Genomic DNA, 18,551 nt, shown 5'->3' with positions numbered 1-18,551 from the left:
ATGAATGCTATTCAACCGTGGCACTAGCGCTGTGCCAGCACCTCATCCAGCAACCGGTCCGGGATCGCATAGGAGAACATCGTCTGATAATAGCGGCGCGTCTCCTCCCGCAGCGTCTTGTCGCTAATGTCTTCAGGGGCATAGCGGTTGATCATAAACAGCGGCAGCAGTGACGTTTCCGCCGACAGGCCCCCCCAGTTATGAATGCCCACCGGCGTCGAGAAAACCTTGCCGTTTTTTACCGCCCTGAGCGTTTCCCAGGCCTGGCCGGGGATCCCCCCGTGCAGCAGCGCTTTGGCGCTGCCGAAAACCACGAAAATCACATCCGGGTCCCAGGCCATGATCTGCTCCATCGAAACGGTGATGTACCTGCCGGCATCCCCCTTCACCGGCAAATCCCCGGCGACGTTGTCCATGCCGGCCATTTTCAGGTAGGTATCGCCGTAGGTATGTGGGCCACTCACCTTCAGCTGCCTGCCGTCACTTTCTTCGAGATACAACGCCCTGACGTGCTGCGCATGGATGGCTGCGGCATAGGGGCGGATCTGCTTCAGGGTCTTTTCCCAGGCGTCTTTGAATTTGTGCGTGCGCGGCAGGCCGAGCGTGTCGGCGAAAGTGTTTTCCCAATACACCTGGGTGGCCATCGGCTGGTATTTTGTCTTCCCACCGGCATCCAGATCGACGGTCATCACGCCCGCCCTTTCCAGCCGATCGTCCTGGCTTTTGCCGTAGTAATAAATAATGTCGGGCCGTAGATTCATTAACGATTCCATGTTGACCCGGTAGTCCTTATTGATGAAGGCGGAGGTGATCCTGCCGATGTCAGGCTTCATGTCCTCCAATACATGCCTATCGGCATGCATGAACGCCCAGGGCCCCACGCCGACGACGTGCCGGTAGGCCGCCTCGTTCGCCAGGATCACGCCGAAGGGGCAGTTGCCGGTGATGACGATCCGCGGGTAGCTGCCGGACAGCGTTTGCGCCGCCACGCTTTGTGGCGGTTCGGCCGCCGCCGGCTGGCCGGCGGTGGCGCAAGGCGCGGTCGGCAAGGCGAATATTGCCAGCAGAGCGGTGGCGATAAATTTCACTGTGACGCACATGGTGCCTCCTGTGCGCACGCTCGGCGGCGTGCGTCGATGGGCTGCTTTAGGCCGACGCGGCGATGCCGGCGGCCATGATGGTGATCCCGGCCACAAACACGATTGCCGTGGTGGCGACCGCGCCGCCGCCGACCAACGCGGCGGTTTTTCCTGTGGAAAGGTCTTTTCGTTGCAGGAAAGAGAGCTGCGACAGAGGAATGATTTTTCCGCTGTCGGCAACCAAGTCTTTCGGTTCAACCTTCGCCACCGTCAGCTCGCCGCCGCTGCCGTCCTTCAGACCATATTTCAACTGGTCGCCGACATAGACCGGCGGCTGCAGCAGGTAATATTGGCTATTGAGCCCCGTCTCTTTTTGTTGCAACGCCACGTCGTGGTAGGTCGTGCAGCCGGCAAGGGAAAACGCCGCCATCCCGATAACCAACGGCACTAATGGGATAAATCGCATGGGAAACCTCGTGCTTCTATTTGCTGGTTTTTAACGTAACGGCGGACTTGAAGCGCATATAGCTCACGACCAGAGAAAGGAACGAGAATGCCGCCCCCGCCATTAAACTGATATTCGTCGCTTGCGCGCCCCGCATATTGAAGAAAATCGCCACTAACGCCGAACCGACGATTTGCCCAATCAGCCGGGAACTGCCCAACAGGCCGCTGGCGATGCTGCTGTTTTCATGGGAGACCGACGTCATGATCAGCAGGTTGTTCGGTGATTGAAACAGGCCAAAACCGATGCCGCACAGCGCCACGCGCCATACGATCGCCCCATTCGACGGATCGCTGGGCAGATTGGCCATCAGCAGCATGCCTGCCAGCAGACAGGCGAGGCCCGAGAGGGCAACAAGATTGGGATCGTATTTCTTGGCCAAATCGCCGGAAATTAGCGAAGATGCCATGGTGGCCAGCGGCCAGGCGGTCAGCAACAGACCGATATCCACCACGTTTCTTTGCAGGACATTGTGGAAATAGAAAGGCAGCGATACAAAAGCCAAAAGCTGGGTGCTGTAGGACAGCATCGACATCAGCAAAGACAATGACAGCGTCGGGTTATGCAGCATCGCGATCGGGATCAGCGCGGCGTTGGCCTTTCTTTTCTGATTGATATACAGCAACCCGGCCAGCCCGGCGAATACCGCAAAGCTCAGCGCCGCCGCCGGCAGATGGTGGGTGGTCATGCTCATGGTGCTGAGCGAGAAAGCGATGAACAGCACAAACACCAACAGGGCCCCCCCGCTGTCGAATCCAACGCTGCGCCGCTCGCGGGGGGCCAGGAAGATCAGGCTCAACAACAGCGACAGGCAGGCGATGGGAACATTGATGGTAAACAGCCAGTTCCAGCTCGTTTGAGAAAGTATCGCCGAGGCGATGGAGGGCCCGGCGGCGGCGGAAACCGACACCACCATTACGTTTATGCCCAGGCCGCGCCCCAGCAGCCTTTCCGGGTATATCTCCTTGATCAGCGCCGCATTGACGCTGAGCACCGCCGCCGCACCGAAGCCCTGTATCACCCGGAATGCCGTCAGCATCGACAGCGTCGCGGAAAGCGCGCAGCCCAAGGATGAAAAAGCAAACAGCACCACCCCGGCTATAAAGATCTTTTTATTGCCTACCGCGCGGCCTAGCGCCGCGAAGGGCATCAAAGAGGCAACGACGGCAAACTGGTAGGCATTAATAATCATGATGGAGGCCGATTCGGAGACGCCGAAATCTTTGGCGATCACCGGCAGTGCCACGTTGGCGATGGTACTGTCGAGCATGGCGATGACCGTGCTTAACGAGACCGCGAGAACGGCGAATATATTTAATGTCTCTTTTTCCTGGTGTTTAAAAGTCATGTTAACGCTCCAAAAACGTGAGTGGCTTCATGCCGGCGGCAAAGACCCCGTTTTTTATCCGTTTTAGTAATTACGTTATAACATATCAATTAAAAAGGAGAATAAATCTCATTTGAAATATTAGATTAAATAGTGTGTCAAAATAAGAATTAACAAATGCAAAACAAATGAATAGCAATACGAACATTCAATAAACAAAATAAATGCAGTATAAAAAGCCAGTGAATTTAAGGAATGACATTAAAAGTAACAGCCGCTAACAGACAACCCCGCCGACGCACGGAATTGTTATGTTATAACAAAAACACCCTTTCCTTTTATGCTGGTTACCCTTATGGCTAAGACGGACCTTTTGAACACCCGGTTATCTCGCCGCAGAATGATGTTGGCAGGGTTGGCGGCCCTGGCGCTGAACGGCGCCGTTTCCCCGCTGGCTCACGCCCACGGCCTGCCACGCCCCAAAAAGCAGAACGGCCCTCACGGGGCGCGAAAAAGATTCCTGGTGATGTTGGATCCCGGTCATGGCGGCATCGACTCCGGTGCCATTGGCCACACCGGTTCGCTGGAAAAACATGTCGTTCTGGAGATCGCCAGAAATGTGCGTGCACAGCTCGATCGACACGGCATCGATGCCCGCCTGACGCGCGACAGCGACGTTTTTATTCCGCTTTACGATCGGGTGGAGATCGCGCACCGGCATGGCGCGGATCTTTTCATGTCCATCCACGCCGACGGCTTTACCTGCCCCAGCGCCTGCGGCGCGTCGGTCTTTGCGCTTTCCAATAGAGGCGCCAGCAGCGCGATGGCGAAATACTTATCGAACAGTGAAAACGCGGCGGACGATCTCGCCGGCCCTAACGTCATCAAGAAAGACCGCTATTTGCAGAAGATACTGTTTGATTTGGAGCAGACGGAAACGATCAAAGAAAGCCTGGCGCTGGGCTCGCACCTGATTCAACATATTGCGCCCATCCATCATCTGCATGCCAAAAATACCGAACAGGCGGCCTTCGTGGTCTTAAAGTCCCCGTATATTCCTTCCGTCTTGGTGGAAACCTCTTTCATCACCAACCCTGAGGAAGAAAGGCTGCTCGGCACCCCCGCCTTCAGAAATAAAATTGCCACGGCGATCGCTCAGGGGATCGTCAGCTACTTTAAACGCGAAACGCACGCTTAAGCTTCGCCGGGGCGGCAAGCTCACGGGCTTGCCGCGCACAGGGACGGTGCCATCATGATAAAACGCAATCCTCGTAATTTTTCGGCGGGCATGCTTTTCCCCCTGCTGGCCTTGTTGCCGTGCGGCGCCTCCGCCGTGTCGTTGACGGGATCGCAGCAAAACAGCCTGAATTTCTACGGCACGATTATCGCCAGACGCTACAGCGGCCAAAACGAACGCGACGACGGCGACCGCAGCTACCTCTATTTCGGCCTGATAGGCAAAAAAAAGATCGCGCCGCGCTGGCAGGCCTACGCCCACTGGGAATATACCGTCAGCTTCGCCGACGCGACGCGCAACAGCACCCGGCTCGCCTATATCGGCGTGCAAAACGCCGCCCTGGGCAGCCTCGATATCGGCCGCAACTGGGGCGTGCTTTATGATGTGACCGCCCTGACCGATCGCTCTCCGCTGTTTAGAGAGATGGCCTACAACTATATCGACAACTTTATGCGCGGCCGGGCGCATAACCTGCTCACCTACCGCCAAACTTTCAGCCTGTTTCAGCGGCGCGCCGCCCTCGCGCTGCAATACCAGTTCAAAGACGGCGACGAACGGCAAGCGCCGGGCAAACAAAACGGCAACGGATTCGGTGCCTCGTTCCGTTATGCGCTGACGCCGACGCTCAGCCTCATCGCCGCCGCCTCGGCGTCTCAAACCACGCAGCAGCAGCAACACGCCGCCGGTTATCGCCGGCGCATCGACACGCTGGCCGAAGGGGTTCTCTATGCGTCGAAAAAAATCTATCTTGCGGCCGTGTTCACCCAAAGCGACAACGCCATCAGCCCGCAACAAACCGCTAACCACGGCTCGGCGTCAAGTTATGAAGCGCTCGCCAAATATCGGCTGACGGACCATATTCAACCCAACATCGGCTATACCCGCTTGATACAGGCCCGGGCAGGCCGGAACACGGACTTATTGAACTATGAGGAGTTGGGGGTCACCTGGTTGCTCAACGGCAATATGCAGGTGTTCATTAACTATGAATTCAATAACCTTTCGCAGCACACGCCCGGCGTCGATGCGTCGGACAAGCTCGATATGGGCATCAGCTATCATTGGTGATCCGCTCTCCCGCAGCCAATAAAAAGCCCCGCCCGGTAAGGGGCGAGGCTCGCGACGCGTTGAGTCTTTAGCTGTTCACGAACGCCAGCAGATCGGCGTTGACCTGATCGGCATGGGTGGTCGGGATGCCGTGCGGCGCGCCCTTATAGGTATGGAGCGTGCCGTTTTGCACCAGCTTGGCCGACAGCACGCCGGAGTCCTGATAAGGCACCACCTGATCGTCATCGCCGTGGATCACCAGCACCGGAATGGCAATCTTCTTGAGATCCTCGGTGAAATCGGTCTGCGAGAAGGCGACAATGCCGTCGTAGTGCGCCTTGGCGCCGCCCATCATGCCCTGGCGCCACCAGTTCCAGATAATCGCCTCAGAGGGTTTGGCGCCCGGGCGGTTATAGCCGTAGAACGGGCCGGCGGGCACGTCGTAATAGAACTGTGCCCGGTTGGCGGCCAGCTGCGCCTGGAAATCATCGAACACCGCTTTGGGGGTGCCCTGCGGATTGGCGTCGGTTTTCACCATCAGCGGCGGCACCGCGCTGATCAGCACCGCTTTGGATACTTTGTCCTCGCCGTGGCGCACGATATAGCGCACCACTTCGCCGCCGCCCGTCGAGTGGCCCACATGCATCGCGCCCTGCACGCCCAGGTGTTTTACCACCGCGGCGACGTCATCGGCGTAGTGGTCCATGTCGTGCCCTTCCGACACCTGGCTGGAGCGGCCGTGGCCGCGGCGATCGTGCGCCACCACGCGGAACCCTTGGTTCACGAAGAACAGCATCTGGGCATCCCAGTCATCGCTGGACAGCGGCCAGCCGTGGTGGAAGTAGATAACCTTGCCGTTTTTTGGGCCCCAATCCTTGTAGAAAATCTCGACGCCATCGCTGGTTGTTACGTAACCCATGTCGTTTCTCCCATTTACACTATGGTTAAAAAAGAAGGTTTATACTGCGCGCGGCGCCGGGATCTCTGGCTCCCTCATCCCGGTTGGCCGACGATCTTGCGTTGATCGTTTAACGAGTATAGGTTTAAAGCTCACTTTAAGGTCAAACAGGATTCGGCAAACCGCATTCCCGCTTTCACTCGGCATCAGGAGAATTCAAGTGCAGGGAGATGACATCCTCATGACGATGGAGCAACGGCTTGCCGCCCAGCGCCATGCCTTCCTGCGCGACGGCGCACCGACGATCGCTCAGCGCAAAACCGCCCTGCGCCGCCTGCGGAGCGCCATTTTGGCCCAGCGCGGTGCGCTGACGGCGGCCGTCAGCGCGGACTTCGGCCACCGCTCGCCTTACGAAACCGAAATTCTGGAGATCCTGGTCACCGTGCAGGCGATCGATTATCTGCTGCGCCACCTGAAGCGCTTTATGCAGCCGGAACGCCGCCACGTCGCCCTGCCGTACCAGGCCGGGCGCGCCTACGTGCAATACCAACCTAAAGGCGTGATTGGCGTCATGGCGCCGTGGAACTATCCCTTCTCGTTGACCTTCATCCCGCTGGCCACCGCCCTGGCCGCCGGCAACCGCGTGATGCTGAAACCTTCGGAGCTCACGCCGCACACCAGCCAACTCATCGAAACCATGCTGGCGGCGCTGTTTCCCGCCGATGAGGTCGCGGTGGTGACCGGCGGGCCGGACGTCGGGGCCGGGTTCAGCACACTGGCGTTCGATCACCTGGTGTTCACCGGCAGCACGACGATCGGCCGCCAGATCATGCAGGCGGCCGGTAAAAATCTGGTGCCCTTGACGCTCGAGCTGGGCGGCAAAAGCCCCGCCGTCGTGGCGCCCGGCGCGCTCACCGCCAGAACCGTTAACAGCCTGGCATTCGGCAAGCTGTCGAACGCGGGCCAAACCTGCATCGCACCCGATTACCTGTTGATCCATCAGGACGATGTGGAAAACTTCATCGCGCTCTACGACGCGGCGGTCAAAGCGTTTTACCCTGACGGGCCGACGGGCCATGACTACGGCGCCATCATCAACGACAGGCACTACCACCGTTTGCAGGATCTGCTCACCGACGCACAGGCGCGCGGCGCGCAAATCCATCCGGTCGGCCATCGCCCGAACTCGGCGGCGGAACGGCCGAAAACCCTCGCCCCCACGCTGATCGTCGGCGCCCCCGACGACAGCCGGATCATGCAAGAGGAGATCTTCGGGCCGCTGCTGCCGATACGCACCTACGCCGCCTTTGATGAAGCGATCGACGTTATCAACGCCGGGCCGCGCCCGCTGGCGCTGTACTACTTTGGCCCAGGCGGCACGCTGCAGGACAGGCTGCTGGCGCGCACCACCTCCGGCAACGTCAGCGTCAACGCCACCCTACTGCATTTTGCCCAGGACGATCTGCCGTTCGGCGGCATCGGCCCCAGCGGCATGGGGGCCTATCACGGCATTGAAGGATTCCGGGCGCTGAGCCACGCCAAGGGCGTCTTCATCCAAAGCCGCTGGCACTTCACCGATCTGCTGCGCGCACCGTTCGGCAAGCTGGCAGACGCGGTGCTCAAGGTGATGCTGCGGCGTCGATAAGGCGGCGTGCCGGCTATCAATAACACAGCCATGAATCGCCGCAAGCTATCGCAATATTCACTCATTCCTATTTTATCTCTCCGCCGCCGCTGACTAAGCTTAGCCATGAGTCGCCCTGTGCCCGTTAGCGGCCGGGGCGATGTGATTCCATTGAGTTCAGTTACTTAGCGCAACACCCGACGCAAGCCTGACCCGCATGCCTTGTTAACCGCTCCACGCCCGGCGGCTGGAGCACCCTTACGGAAGCAGAGAGCGCATTATGACAACTGAAAGCAAATGCCCGTTTTCGGGCGGCAAGCAGCCCGCACCGCAAGACGGCCCCACCAATCAGGATTGGTGGCCTAATCAGCTCAGCCTGAAACCGCTGCATCAGCACTCCCCCCTGTCCGATCCGATGGACAAAGACTTCAACTACGCCGATGCCTTCAACAGCCTCGATCTGGCGGCGGTCAAACAGGATCTGCACGCCCTGATGACCGACTCGCAGGCATGGTGGCCGGCGGACTTCGGCCACTACGGCGGCCTGTTCATCCGCATGGCCTGGCACAGCGCCGGCACCTACCGCATCGGCGACGGCCGCGGCGGCGCGGGCGAAGGCCAGCAGCGCTTCGCCCCGCTCAACAGCTGGCCGGACAACGTCAGCCTCGACAAGGCGCGCCGCCTGCTGTGGCCAATCAAACAGAAATACGGCCGCAACCTCTCCTGGGCCGACCTGATTATCCTGACCGGCAACGTGGCGCTGGAATCGATGGGCTTCAAAACCTTCGGCTATGCCGGCGGCCGCGCCGACACCTGGGAGCCGGACGACGTCTACTGGGGTTCGGAGAAGATCTGGCTGGAGCTGAGCGGCGGGCCAAACAGCCGCTACTCGGGCGACCGCGACCTGGAAGACCCGCTGGCGGCGGTGCAGATGGGCCTGATCTACGTCAACCCGGAAGGCCCGGACGGCAATCCCGATCCGGTGGCCGCCGCGCGCGACATTCGTGAAACCTTCGCCCGCATGGCGATGAACGACGAAGAAACCGTGGCGTTGATCGCCGGCGGTCACACCTTCGGCAAGACCCACGGCGCCGGCCCGGCGTCTAACGTCGGCGCCGATCCTGAAGCGGCCGGGCTGGAGTCGCAGGGCCTCGGCTGGCACAGCACGTTCGGCACCGGCGTCGGCAAAGACGCCATCACCAGCGGCCTGGAAGTCACCTGGACCACCACCCCAACCCAATGGAACCACGACTTCTTCCGCCACCTGTTCGAATACGAATGGGAGCTGAGCCAAAGCCCGGCCGGCGCGCATCAGTGGGTGGCGAAAGACATCGGTGAAACCATTCCCGACGCCTTCGATCCGAACAAGAAACGCCGCCCGACCATGCTGACCACCGATCTGTCGCTGCGCTTCGATCCGGCCTACGAGAAGATTTCGCGCCGCTTCTATGAGCACCCGGAGGAGCTGGCCGACGCCTTCGCCCGCGCCTGGTTCAAGCTGACCCACCGCGACATGGGGCCGCGTGCGCGCTACCTCGGCCCGGAAGTGCCGCAGGAAGAGCTGATTTGGCAGGATCCGATCCCGGCGGTCGATCATCCGCTGATCGACGAGCAGGATATCGCCGCGCTGAAAAACGCCGTGCTGGCTTCCGGCCTGCCGGTGTCGGCGCTGGTCTCCACCGCCTGGGCTTCCGCTTCGAGCTTCCGCGGTTCCGACAAACGCGGCGGCGCCAACGGCGCGCGCATTCGCCTGGCGCCGCAAAAAGACTGGGCGGTCAACCAGCCTGCGCAGCTCGCCACGACGCTGGCCAAGCTGGAGAGCATCCAACGCACCTTCAACGATGCCCAGACCGGCGGCAAGCGCGTCTCGCTGGCAGATCTGATCGTACTGGCCGGCGCCGCGGGCGTGGAACAGGCGGCGAAGAACGCCGGTTTGGCCCTGACGGTGCCGTTCGCGCCGGGCCGCATGGACGCTTCGCAGGAACAGACCGACGTGGACTCTTTCGAGGCGATGGAACCGCTCGCCGACGGTTTCCGCAACTTCCTGAAGGGCAAATACCGCGTGCCGGCCGAAACGCTGCTGGTCGACAAGGCGCAGCTGCTGACCCTGACCGCACCGGAAATGACGGTGCTGGTCGGCGGGCTGCGGGTGCTCGGCGCCAACGTCGGCGGCACGCAGCACGGCGTGTTCACCCAGCGGCCGCAGGCGCTGACCAACGACTTCTTCGTCAACCTGCTCGACATGGGCACCACCTGGCACCCGGTCGGTGAAGACGGCCTGTTCGAAGGGCGCGATCGCCGCAGCGGCGCGGTCAAATGGACCGGCAGCCGCGTCGATCTGGTGTTCGGTTCACACGCGCAGCTGCGCGCGCTGGCCGAAGTCTACGGCAGCGCCGACGCGCAGGAGAAGTTCGCCCACGACTTCGTCGCCGCCTGGAACAAAGTGATGAACCTCGATCGTTTCGATCTGGCGTAAACACCCCGCAACGGCCTGCTTCGGCAGGCCGTTTTTTCTCCCGAGATCAACACCGCCTCCGCTCAGCGCCAGCCGCAGCGCCCGTCGTTATATTTCATTTTTCCGCTTATTCGTATTTACTCAACAAGTCATATAAAAATTTGATGGGCGGCAATTCTTTTAATGTTGTATTTATATTTAGACGGCAATGAAGACCGTAAACTCAGCTGGCTAATGCGATATATCCCATCCAGGAGAACACCGTTATGGATTATCCTCGATTCACCTCAATATGCGCCAAGGCGGGCTTTATTCTCATCGCCGCCCCTTAGCGGCTGCGGGCCCGGCCGCCAAAGGCGCCCACCGTTTTTATGCCAATAAAAAAGAGGTTCTGCATCTGGGTGATATTTTCCTAGGCGCCAGACGCTCGCCCTTATTTAATGCTTCACCCCGCGCACTGCGCTTTTCTTTTTTATTTTTCAACCGACGGGAAAGGTCATAGGGAATCACACTTTACTCAGGAAAATAACCGCTACCTGGAGGTCATCATGCAACATATTATCGGTATTTCTTCTCGTCGGCTGAGGATATCGGCCCTTGCGCTGCTGCTCCCGGCACTGTCCTGGGCGGCCGATACGGCGTCTCTCGCCGTAGGGCCGCAATATGACACCACCCATGTCTACGTCGAACGCGGCAAGATGGATGCTTTTGTCGACAGCATTCTGAAAACATTCGGCGGTACCCGCACCGAACGCGTGCTGGTCAACGTCACGCCCACGCCGAGCGAAACTTACTCCCAGCTGATACTGACGCCGGCCGGCAGCTTCTCGGTGTTCGATTTCAAAACGCCGATCCCGCACCCGTTCGGCACCGAGCGCAACGGTTTTCTGGTCAGGGATATGGACGCCGCCATCCGCCAAGCCAGGGCCGCCGGCGCCGATGTGCAGGTTGCGCCTTTCGACGATCCGATCGGCCGCGACGCGGTGATCCAGTGGCCCGGCGGCGTCAACATGCAGCTCTATTGGCACACCAAGGCGCCTAACTACAAGCCGCTGCTGAGCGTGCCGGAAAACCGCCTGTATCTCTCCGCCTACCGCGTCGACGATTTCCTGAAAAGCTACCAGGCGTTCTCGCACGGCAAGGTCGTGAGCGACGAACAGGTCAGCGATACGGCGATCGGCCGCAGCGACAACGGCAAGATCCGTCAGATCGCGCTGGACTCCCGCTTCGGCAAAACGCGCATTTTCGTCACCGACGGGCATCTGCCTTATCCGTTCGGCCATGAGCGCACCGGCTATGGCGTCGACGATCTGCCGGCCACGCTGGCCAAAGCGACGGCCAGCGGCGCGCAGGTGCTGTGGCGTTCGACGGCGGCGGAGCGCCGCGCCTCGGCGCTGGTGCGTTTCCCCGGCGGCTACATCGCCGAAATTCACCAGGCGGCTAAATAAACCCAAGGCGCGCTGCGGCGCGCTTTTTTCTTCGGATATCCATGATGAAACGCACGCTTCCCGCACTGTTGCTGTTCTCCACGCTCCCCACCCTGGCGGCGGAGCCCGCCGCGTCCCCCTGGAAAAACATCCCGTTGGGCGATGCGGCCACCCTGTCTTTCGACGGTTCACTGCGCGAGCGCTATGAATGGACGGATCAACGGGATCTGAGCGGCGGACGCGACGATACCTTCATGCAGCGCCTGCTGATTGGCGCACGCCTCGACTATGGCGACAACTTTGGCGCCTATGTTCAGTTGGGATCGTCACTGGCCACGCCGCGCGATCGCGGGCGCAAGCCGACCGACGAAGATCATGCCTATCTCGGTCAGGGCTATGTGGACTTAAAACTGCCCACCGCCTACGGCCTCGGCACCCTGCGGGTCGGCCGCCAGGAGATTGCGCTGGGTTCGCTACACCTGATGGGCACCCGCGACGGCCCCAACGTGCGCCGTTCTTTCGACGCCGTCCGCGCCAGCTGGGCCAAGGATAAAAACCGCCTCGACGCCTTTATCGGCCATCCCGTCACCCTTAAAACCGGCAGTTTCGACGACGATACCGACAACAGCCAAAAGGTGTGGGGGCTGTACGGCACCACGCCGCTGGCCGCGCTGGCTTCCGCGCTCGATCTCTACACCTTCGGCTTTGAGGATAACGATGCCCACTACGCGCAGCTCAGCGGGCAAGAGCGGCGTTATACCGTCGGCGCGCGCATTTTCGGCGCGGCGCAGGGATTCGACTGGGACAACGAGGCCGCCTGGCAGTTCGGCAGCGCAGAACAGCGCGACATCCGCGCCTGGTCGGCGTCGGCGCACGCCGGGTATACGGTGAGCGACTGGCGCTGGCAGCCGCGCTTTGGCGGCAAAATTGGCATCGCCAGCGGCGATAAAAACGGTCACGATGGGCAGCTCAATACCTTTAACGCCATGTACCCCAAGCTGCCCTACCTGACCGAGAACGGGCTGGTGGCGCCGGCTAACCTGATCGCCATCCACCCTTCGGTCACGATTACGCCGTGGCAAACCCTGTCCATCGATTTCAGCTGGGACGCGCTATGGCGGCAACGCCGCGAGGATGCCTTCTATCTCGGGCCGATGCGCCCGGTGAAAGGCAGCGAGCAGGGCTCGCGCTTTATCGGCAATCAGTATCAGGTCGAAACCACCTGGACGCCACGCAGAGATCTCCAGTTCAAAGTGGCCTATGTCTACTTCGACGTCGGCCACAGCCTGCAGCAACATGCCGGGCTGAAAGACATGAACTTCGTGCTGGCGCAGGGCACCTACAGCTTTTAACGCCAGGCCAAGAAAAAGGGCGCCGAACCTGGCGCCCCGTCTGTCTCACACCGCTTCCAGCTCCCTCGCCAGGGTGGCGACCAGCTCCGCGGCCGGCATCGGCCGCGCCAGGCCCACGCCCTGCCCGGACCACAGCGACATAAACTCTCCGCGCCCGGCCTTGGCCGCCGCCTGGCGGATATCGCCGGTGAGCGCGTTCTGCACCGGATAAGGCAGGATCTGCGCCTCTTCCGCGCGCATCTGGCGCATGAAATCATTGACGATACCGCGCGCCGGGCGGCCGCTGAAGGCGCGCGTCAGGCGCGTGCTGTCATCGCCGGCGTTGCGCAGCGCCACCCGCCAGGCATCGGCGATGCCCGACTCCGGGCTGCACAGGAACGCGGTGCCCAGCTGCGCCGCCTGCGCGCCCAGCAAGCGCGCCGCCGCGATGCCGCGCCCGTTCATAATGCCGCCCGCGGCGATCACCGGGATCTTCACCGCCGCCACCACCTGCGGCAGCAGGGCCATCAGGCCGACGCAGGATTGCTCGATGTCGCCGAGGAAGGTTGGGCGGTGGCCGCCCGCCTCCGAGCCCGAGACGCAAACGAAGTCGGCACCCGCCTCTTCCCAGGCGCGGGCTTCCGCCACCGTGGTGGCGGTGCCGATCACCCGCGAGCCGGCCTTCTTGAACTGCGTAACCGTGGCGCGCGGCAGCACGCCGAAGGTGAAGCTGGCCACCGGCGGCGCCGCCTCCAGCAAGGCCGCGATCTGGTCGCGGTTGTTTTCGGCGAATTGGGTGGGGATCGGCGGCTCGCTCAGCCCCAGCGCTTCGCGGAACGGCCGCAGCAGGTGCTGGGCGCGCTTGAGCTCGGCGAGATCCGGGTGCTGCTCATCGAGCAGAAACAGATTGATGTTGAACGGCGCGGTGGTCTGCGCGCGGATCTGCTGCACGCGTTCGAGGATCACCGCCGGTGAAAACAGCGCCGCCGCGCACGAGCCCAGCGCCCCGGCGTTGCTCACCGCCACCGCCAACGCCGGCGGCGACGCGCCGTTCATCGGCCCCTGAACGATCGGATAGCGCAGCCCAAGCTCGCGGGCAAAAGCAGAAGGTGCCGTCATCAATGTGTCTCCCTGTGCTGACTACATTCGTCTTACGGCGGCCGCGCCGCCGAACCGACCAAAAGCATAGCACCTTCTCACCGCCTGGCCGTGCAGTTAATGCTTCACCTGATGCCGGTCGAGCGACAGGAAGTGATGCACCACCGGTTTCTCCGGCCCGATGTGGAAGCGCAACGCCTCCTGCTGCAGATCGGCGTCGGCGTGCGACACCCGCTGGTGCTGCCGCAGGTGCTCCGCCCAGGACTCCACCAGGAACCACTCCATGATGCATTCCGGATCGCCGGTGTGCTCGGTGATGCCCCAGGCGTAAGCGCCGTCGCGGCGACGCGCCCGCTCCAGCATCAGCAGCGTGCGCAGGAACTGCGGCCGATCCTGTTCGCGGATGCGGTACTCCACCTGAATCATCACCGGGCCGCGATCGTTCTCAACCGGCGTGTTGACCAGCGGCTCCGGCCAATGGTTCGACGGCTGCAGATCGGCCTCGCCGGTCGGCAAGCGCAGGCGGTGGAACAGCAGCCCCGCCGCCAACAGGCCGACGCCGCCGACCAGCAGCGTGGCGGCCACGCCCAGCTCCTGCGCCACCAGCCCCCACAGCAGGCTGCCTGCCGCCATCGCGCCGTTGAAGACCATCAGGTAGATGGCCAGGCCGCGGCCGCGCACCCAGTTGGGCAGCACGCCCTGCGCCGCGCCGTTGAGCGTGGTCAGCGCAATGATCCAGCCGGCGCCCAGCACCAGCAGCAGCACCACCGCCAGCCACTGCGGCGGCGCCAGCGACAGGGCCGCCATCACCACGGCGGTCAGCACCGCCGCCAGCAGCACCAGCCCGTCGGCACTCAGCCGCTGGCGCAGGCGCGGCAGCGCGATCGCCCCGAGGATCGCCCCGGCGCCTACCGCCCCCAGCAGCACGCCGTAAAAGCCGGCGCTGCCGCCCAGCATGCGGCGCGCCACCAGCGGCAGCAGCGCCCAGACCGAGCTGGAGAAGGCGAAGAACACCGCTGCCCGCAGCAGCACCACGTGCAGCTCACGGCTGGAACGGGCATAGCGCAGCCCGGCGCGGAAAGCGCCGAAGAAGTGTTCTGACAGGCCGCTGTCCTCGGCCTTCGGCCGCTTCCACCACAGCAGCGCCGCGATCACCAGCACATAGCTCATCACGTCCGCGCCGTAGGCCGCGCCGGCGCCGAAGCTGGCCAGCAGCAGCCCGCCGGCCGCCGGGCCGATGGAGCGAGCGATGTTAATGCCGAGCGAGTTCAGCGCCACGGCGTTTTTCAGCTCGGTGCGCGGCACCAGCTCCGGCACGATCGCCTGCCAGGTCGGCCCCATCAGCGCCGCACCGATGCCGCCGACGAAGGTCAGCGCCAGCAGGTATTCCACCGTCAGCGCACCGGTCTGCGACAGCACCAGCAGGCTGCCGCTGACACAGGCCAGCAAAATTTGCACGAAGATCAGAAAGCGCCGCCGATCGAGGATGTCCGACAATACCCCGGCCGGGATCGCCAGCAGGAACACCGGCAGCGTGGCGGCGGTCTGCATCAGCGCCACCGCCGAGGGGTTGCTCGACAGATCGGTGATCAGCCACGAGCTGGCGACGTCGCGCATAAAGCTGCCGACGTTGCCGAGCACCGTGGCGCCCCACAGCACCGCAAATAATGGGATTTTCAGCGGCGCGAAGCCGCCCGCCGCCGCCTTGTTTTCCGTCTGTTCAGCCATCCGTTCGCTCCTTCAAATCGTTAAATGCCACCAGCAACAGCGCGCCGGCCAGCCCGAGGTGTTCAAAAAATCCGTTCATCATCTGGCCGTGCTCCGCCCCGTCGAACTGCCAGAACGGATTGGCCATCAGCGTCGCCATCAGGGTAAAACCGGCCAGCGCCAACGCGCCGAGCCAGCGATAAAAGCCGCTCAGGATCAGCGCCGACGCCGCCAGTTCCAGCAGCGTCACCAGCACGGCGAACAGCGCCGCCGGCTGCAGGCCGAAGTGGGTCATCTCGGCAACCGCGCCTTCGACGTTCAGCGCCTTGACCAACCCGCCCTGGATGTAGGCGGCGCAAATGGCGAGCAGCAGCAGCCAGCGCACCGCGGGCGCATGCAGCCGCTGCGCGCAGCGGGCGGCGATAGCAGTCAGGTTCATCGCGCCCCCTTAGAACGGCGAATTCTGGATAAAGGCCAGCAGATCGGCGTTGAAGCGATCGGGATCGACCTGCGCCAAGCCGTGAGCGCCGCCGGCGTAAACGTTCAGCTCCGCCTGTTGCATAAGCTTAGCGGCTTTCAGCGCCGAGGCGCCGATCGGCACGATCTGATCGGCGTCGCCGTGCACCAGCAGCGTCGGCCTGTCGATCGCCAACAGATCGGCGGTGTAATCCACTTCGGAGAACGCGCTCACGCCGTCGTACTGCCCTTTCACACCGCCCTGCATGGCCATCAGCCAGAAGTGGTCGATCAGCCCCGCATTGCTCTCCACCTCGTCGCAGTGGAAGCCGTAGAACGGCACCGCCAGATCTTTGAAGAACTGCGAGCGGTTGCCCGCCACGCCGCAGCGAATGCCGTCGAAGGCCGCCATGGGCGCGCCTTCCGGGTTGGCCGGCGTTTGCAGCATCAGCGGCGGCACGGCGCCCACCAGCACCACCTTCGCCACCCGATCGCTGCCGTGGCGGCTGATGTAGCGCGCCACTTCGCCGCCGCCGATGGCGTGGCCGACCAGGATCAGATCGCGCAGATCCAGCGTTTCGATCAGCAGAGCCAGATCGTCGGCGTATTGGTTGATGTCGTTACCGTGCCAGCTCTGATCCGAACGGCCGTGGCCGCGGCGATCGTGGGCGATCACCCGGAATCCGCTCTGGCCGAAAAACAGCAGCTGGTTGTCCCAGGCGTCGGCGGACAGCGGCCAACCGTGGGAGAACAGGATCGGCTGGCCGCGGCCCCAATCCTTGTAGAAAATGCGCGCGCCATCGGGCGCGGTGAGGATGCTCATGACGTGTTCCCCGCTCGGTATTGAATTGGATTTTGTACCGGGTAACAGTACGGCAGGCGCAAAAGCAGTGATAACGGAATAATTTTCGCATGATCGCGAGTTTTTTTGCTGAAGAGGCCGGCGTCGCCGCCGGCGCAAAACGTCAGATGTTTTCCAGATCGATACCGCGCGTTTTCGGGCCGAACAGCCCGATCACCAGCATCACGATCAGCATGCTGGCGACGATAAACGCGATCACCCCCAGCGAGCCGCCGTACTGCAAGATAATGCCGATGATGATGCTGCTGAACACCGTCGACAGCCGGCTGAAGGAGTAGCAGAAACCGACGGCGCGGGCGCGGATGTGGGTCGGGAAGATCTCGGATTGATAGGAGTGGTAGCTGTAGGTCAGCCAGGCGTTGGACCAGGTGATGAAGAAGCCGCACAGGATCAGCCACAGCGGGTTGTTCTGCAGCGCGAACAGCGAGCCGAAGATCACCGTCACCAGGCAAGACAACACGATCTGCCACTTGTTCTCCATCTTGTCGGCGTAGAAGCTGCACAGCAGCGAGCCCAGCGGGTAGGCCAGCGTGATGAAGAAAGCGTACAGCAGGCTGTGGGTGACCGAAGCGCCCTTGCCCGACAGCAGCGCCGGCAGCCAGTTGCCGAAGCCGAAGAAGCCGATGGCCTGAAAGAAATTCATCACCACCAGCATCAGCGTGCGATCGCGATACTGCGGCGCCCAGATATCGCGAAAGCGGCCGCGCAGCGGCGCGCCCTCGGCATCGTCAACCGGGCGCGACGGGAAGTCCGTAGCCGCCACGCCGCAGCGCCGCTCCATATCCCGCATCACCTGCCGGGCCTGCGCATAGCGCCGCTGCTGCACCAGCCAGCGCGGCGACTCCGGCAACCCCTTGCGCACCAGCCAAATCACCAGCGAAGCCAGCGCGCCGGCGATCACCACGTAGCGCCAGCCGCTCAGGCCCCAAATCGTCTGCGGCACCAGCCACCAGGACATCAGCGCCACCGCCGGCACCGACAGGAACTGCACGAAGAACGCGAAGGCGAAAGCCCGGGTGCGCAGATGCGCGGGCACCCACTCCGTCAGGTAGGTATCGATGGTCACCAGCTCAATGCCGAGCCCGACGCCCACCAGAAAGCGCAGAAAGATCACCCACTCCGCCTGCTGTTGAAACGCCAGCAGCAGCGAGAAGGCGCCATACCAGATCAGGGCGAACATGAAGGTGGCGCGGCGGCCGAAGCGATCGGCGTACGGGCTCAGCAGGCTGGCGCCGACGAACAGGCCAAGAAAGGTGGCGGAGGCGAAGGCCGCCTGATCCGACACGCCGAAGACGCCCTGCGCGCCGGTGTGGAAAATGCCGTCGGCGATAAGGCCGGTGCTGATATAGCCGGTCTGGAACAAATCGTAGAGTTCGAAAAAGCCGCCCAGCAACAGCAGAATGATAAAGCGCCACAGGCCGGCCGACGCGGGCAAGGCGTCGATTCTGGCCGCCAAATCCCGCGCATGGATCGGCGACGCCGCTACAGAGTCACTCAC

15 protein-coding genes are annotated in these 18,551 nt (G+C 62.3%); 6 read left to right on the top strand and 9 right to left on the bottom strand.

What is annotated here, in order from left to right:
* Positions 1 to 23 precede the first annotated feature (23 nt).
* The 3 genes from EKL15_RS12495 to EKL15_RS12485 are packed head-to-tail and all read right to left on the bottom strand — an operon-like array spanning position 24 to position 2,932.
* Complete coding sequence (locus EKL15_RS12495; protein ID WP_225528604.1) at positions 24 to 1,100, bottom strand: ABC transporter substrate-binding protein; 1,077 nt, start codon at positions 1,098 to 1,100, stop codon at positions 24 to 26.
* 46 nt (positions 1,101 to 1,146) lie between these two features.
* Complete coding sequence (locus EKL15_RS12490; protein WP_223182167.1) at positions 1,147 to 1,545, bottom strand: hypothetical protein; 399 nt, start codon at positions 1,543 to 1,545, stop codon at positions 1,147 to 1,149.
* A gap of 16 nt (positions 1,546 to 1,561) precedes the next feature.
* Complete coding sequence (locus tag EKL15_RS12485; RefSeq protein ID WP_060451691.1) at positions 1,562 to 2,932, bottom strand: MFS transporter; 1,371 nt, start codon at positions 2,930 to 2,932, stop codon at positions 1,562 to 1,564.
* 334 nt (positions 2,933 to 3,266) lie between these two features.
* Between EKL15_RS12485 and amiA the strand changes: the two genes are divergently transcribed.
* Both amiA and EKL15_RS12475 read left to right on the top strand, forming a co-directional pair.
* The gene (gene amiA / locus EKL15_RS12480; protein WP_060428219.1) at positions 3,267 to 4,109 is read left to right on the top strand and encodes an N-acetylmuramoyl-L-alanine amidase AmiA; all 843 of its coding nucleotides are present in this window, start codon (positions 3,267 to 3,269) and stop codon (positions 4,107 to 4,109) included.
* 54 nt (positions 4,110 to 4,163) lie between these two features.
* Positions 4,164 to 5,216 (top strand): porin, encoded by a 1,053-nt coding sequence (locus tag EKL15_RS12475; protein ID WP_203089550.1) that lies wholly within the window; start codon positions 4,164 to 4,166, stop codon positions 5,214 to 5,216.
* A gap of 67 nt (positions 5,217 to 5,283) precedes the next feature.
* On the opposite strand, the gene EKL15_RS12470 is transcribed toward EKL15_RS12475, so the two are convergent.
* Positions 5,284 to 6,114, bottom strand: coding sequence for an alpha/beta fold hydrolase (locus EKL15_RS12470; protein WP_060434591.1), 831 nt, complete (start codon positions 6,112 to 6,114; stop codon positions 5,284 to 5,286).
* 220 nt (positions 6,115 to 6,334) lie between these two features.
* Here EKL15_RS12470 and EKL15_RS12465 point away from each other — a divergent pair, with 220 nt between their 5' ends.
* The 4 genes from EKL15_RS12465 to EKL15_RS12450 all read left to right on the top strand — a co-directional run bounded on the left by EKL15_RS12465 (position 6,335) and on the right by EKL15_RS12450 (position 12,951).
* Positions 6,335 to 7,738: a coniferyl aldehyde dehydrogenase gene (locus tag EKL15_RS12465; protein WP_159318967.1), complete on the top strand. Its 1,404-nt coding sequence runs from the start codon at positions 6,335 to 6,337 to the stop codon at positions 7,736 to 7,738.
* A 259-nt stretch (positions 7,739 to 7,997) separates the two neighbouring features.
* Positions 7,998 to 10,193 carry a catalase/peroxidase HPI gene (katG, locus tag EKL15_RS12460; protein WP_203089548.1) on the top strand — a complete coding sequence of 732 codons (2,196 nt, stop codon included), beginning with the start codon at positions 7,998 to 8,000 and terminating at the stop codon, positions 10,191 to 10,193.
* A gap of 527 nt (positions 10,194 to 10,720) precedes the next feature.
* Complete coding sequence (locus EKL15_RS12455; RefSeq protein ID WP_238423700.1) at positions 10,721 to 11,620, top strand: glyoxalase; 900 nt, start codon at positions 10,721 to 10,723, stop codon at positions 11,618 to 11,620.
* A 41-nt stretch (positions 11,621 to 11,661) separates the two neighbouring features.
* Entirely contained in the window at positions 11,662 to 12,951 is a 1,290-nt protein-coding gene (locus tag EKL15_RS12450) for an alginate export family protein (protein WP_203089546.1), read from the top strand.
* A gap of 45 nt (positions 12,952 to 12,996) precedes the next feature.
* Here the strand turns inward: EKL15_RS12450 and EKL15_RS12445 are convergent, their stop codons facing one another.
* From EKL15_RS12445 to EKL15_RS12425, 5 genes are all read right to left on the bottom strand, one after another.
* Positions 12,997 to 14,049: a nitronate monooxygenase family protein gene (locus EKL15_RS12445; protein WP_203089544.1), complete on the bottom strand. Its 1,053-nt coding sequence runs from the start codon at positions 14,047 to 14,049 to the stop codon at positions 12,997 to 12,999.
* A 96-nt stretch (positions 14,050 to 14,145) separates the two neighbouring features.
* A complete protein-coding gene (locus EKL15_RS12440) occupies positions 14,146 to 15,756 on the bottom strand; it encodes an MFS transporter (protein ID WP_089186181.1) in 1,611 nt (536 codons plus the stop codon).
* Entirely contained in the window at positions 15,749 to 16,174 is a 426-nt protein-coding gene (locus EKL15_RS12435; RefSeq protein ID WP_203089540.1) for a DoxX family protein, read from the bottom strand. Before EKL15_RS12435 ends, EKL15_RS12440 begins: the two co-directional genes overlap by 8 nt.
* A gap of 9 nt (positions 16,175 to 16,183) precedes the next feature.
* Positions 16,184 to 17,014 carry an alpha/beta fold hydrolase gene (locus tag EKL15_RS12430; protein ID WP_203089538.1) on the bottom strand — a complete coding sequence of 277 codons (831 nt, stop codon included), beginning with the start codon at positions 17,012 to 17,014 and terminating at the stop codon, positions 16,184 to 16,186.
* A gap of 142 nt (positions 17,015 to 17,156) precedes the next feature.
* A complete protein-coding gene (locus EKL15_RS12425) occupies positions 17,157 to 18,551 on the bottom strand; it encodes an MFS transporter (RefSeq protein WP_203089536.1) in 1,395 nt (464 codons plus the stop codon).

This window comes from Serratia sp. 4542, assembly GCF_016805595.1.
In the GTDB taxonomy this organism is placed as follows: domain Bacteria; phylum Pseudomonadota; class Gammaproteobacteria; order Enterobacterales; family Enterobacteriaceae; genus Serratia; species Serratia nevei.
The sequence above is the reverse complement of the archived record's forward strand: the minus strand, read 5'-3'. Positions and strand labels throughout refer to the sequence as shown.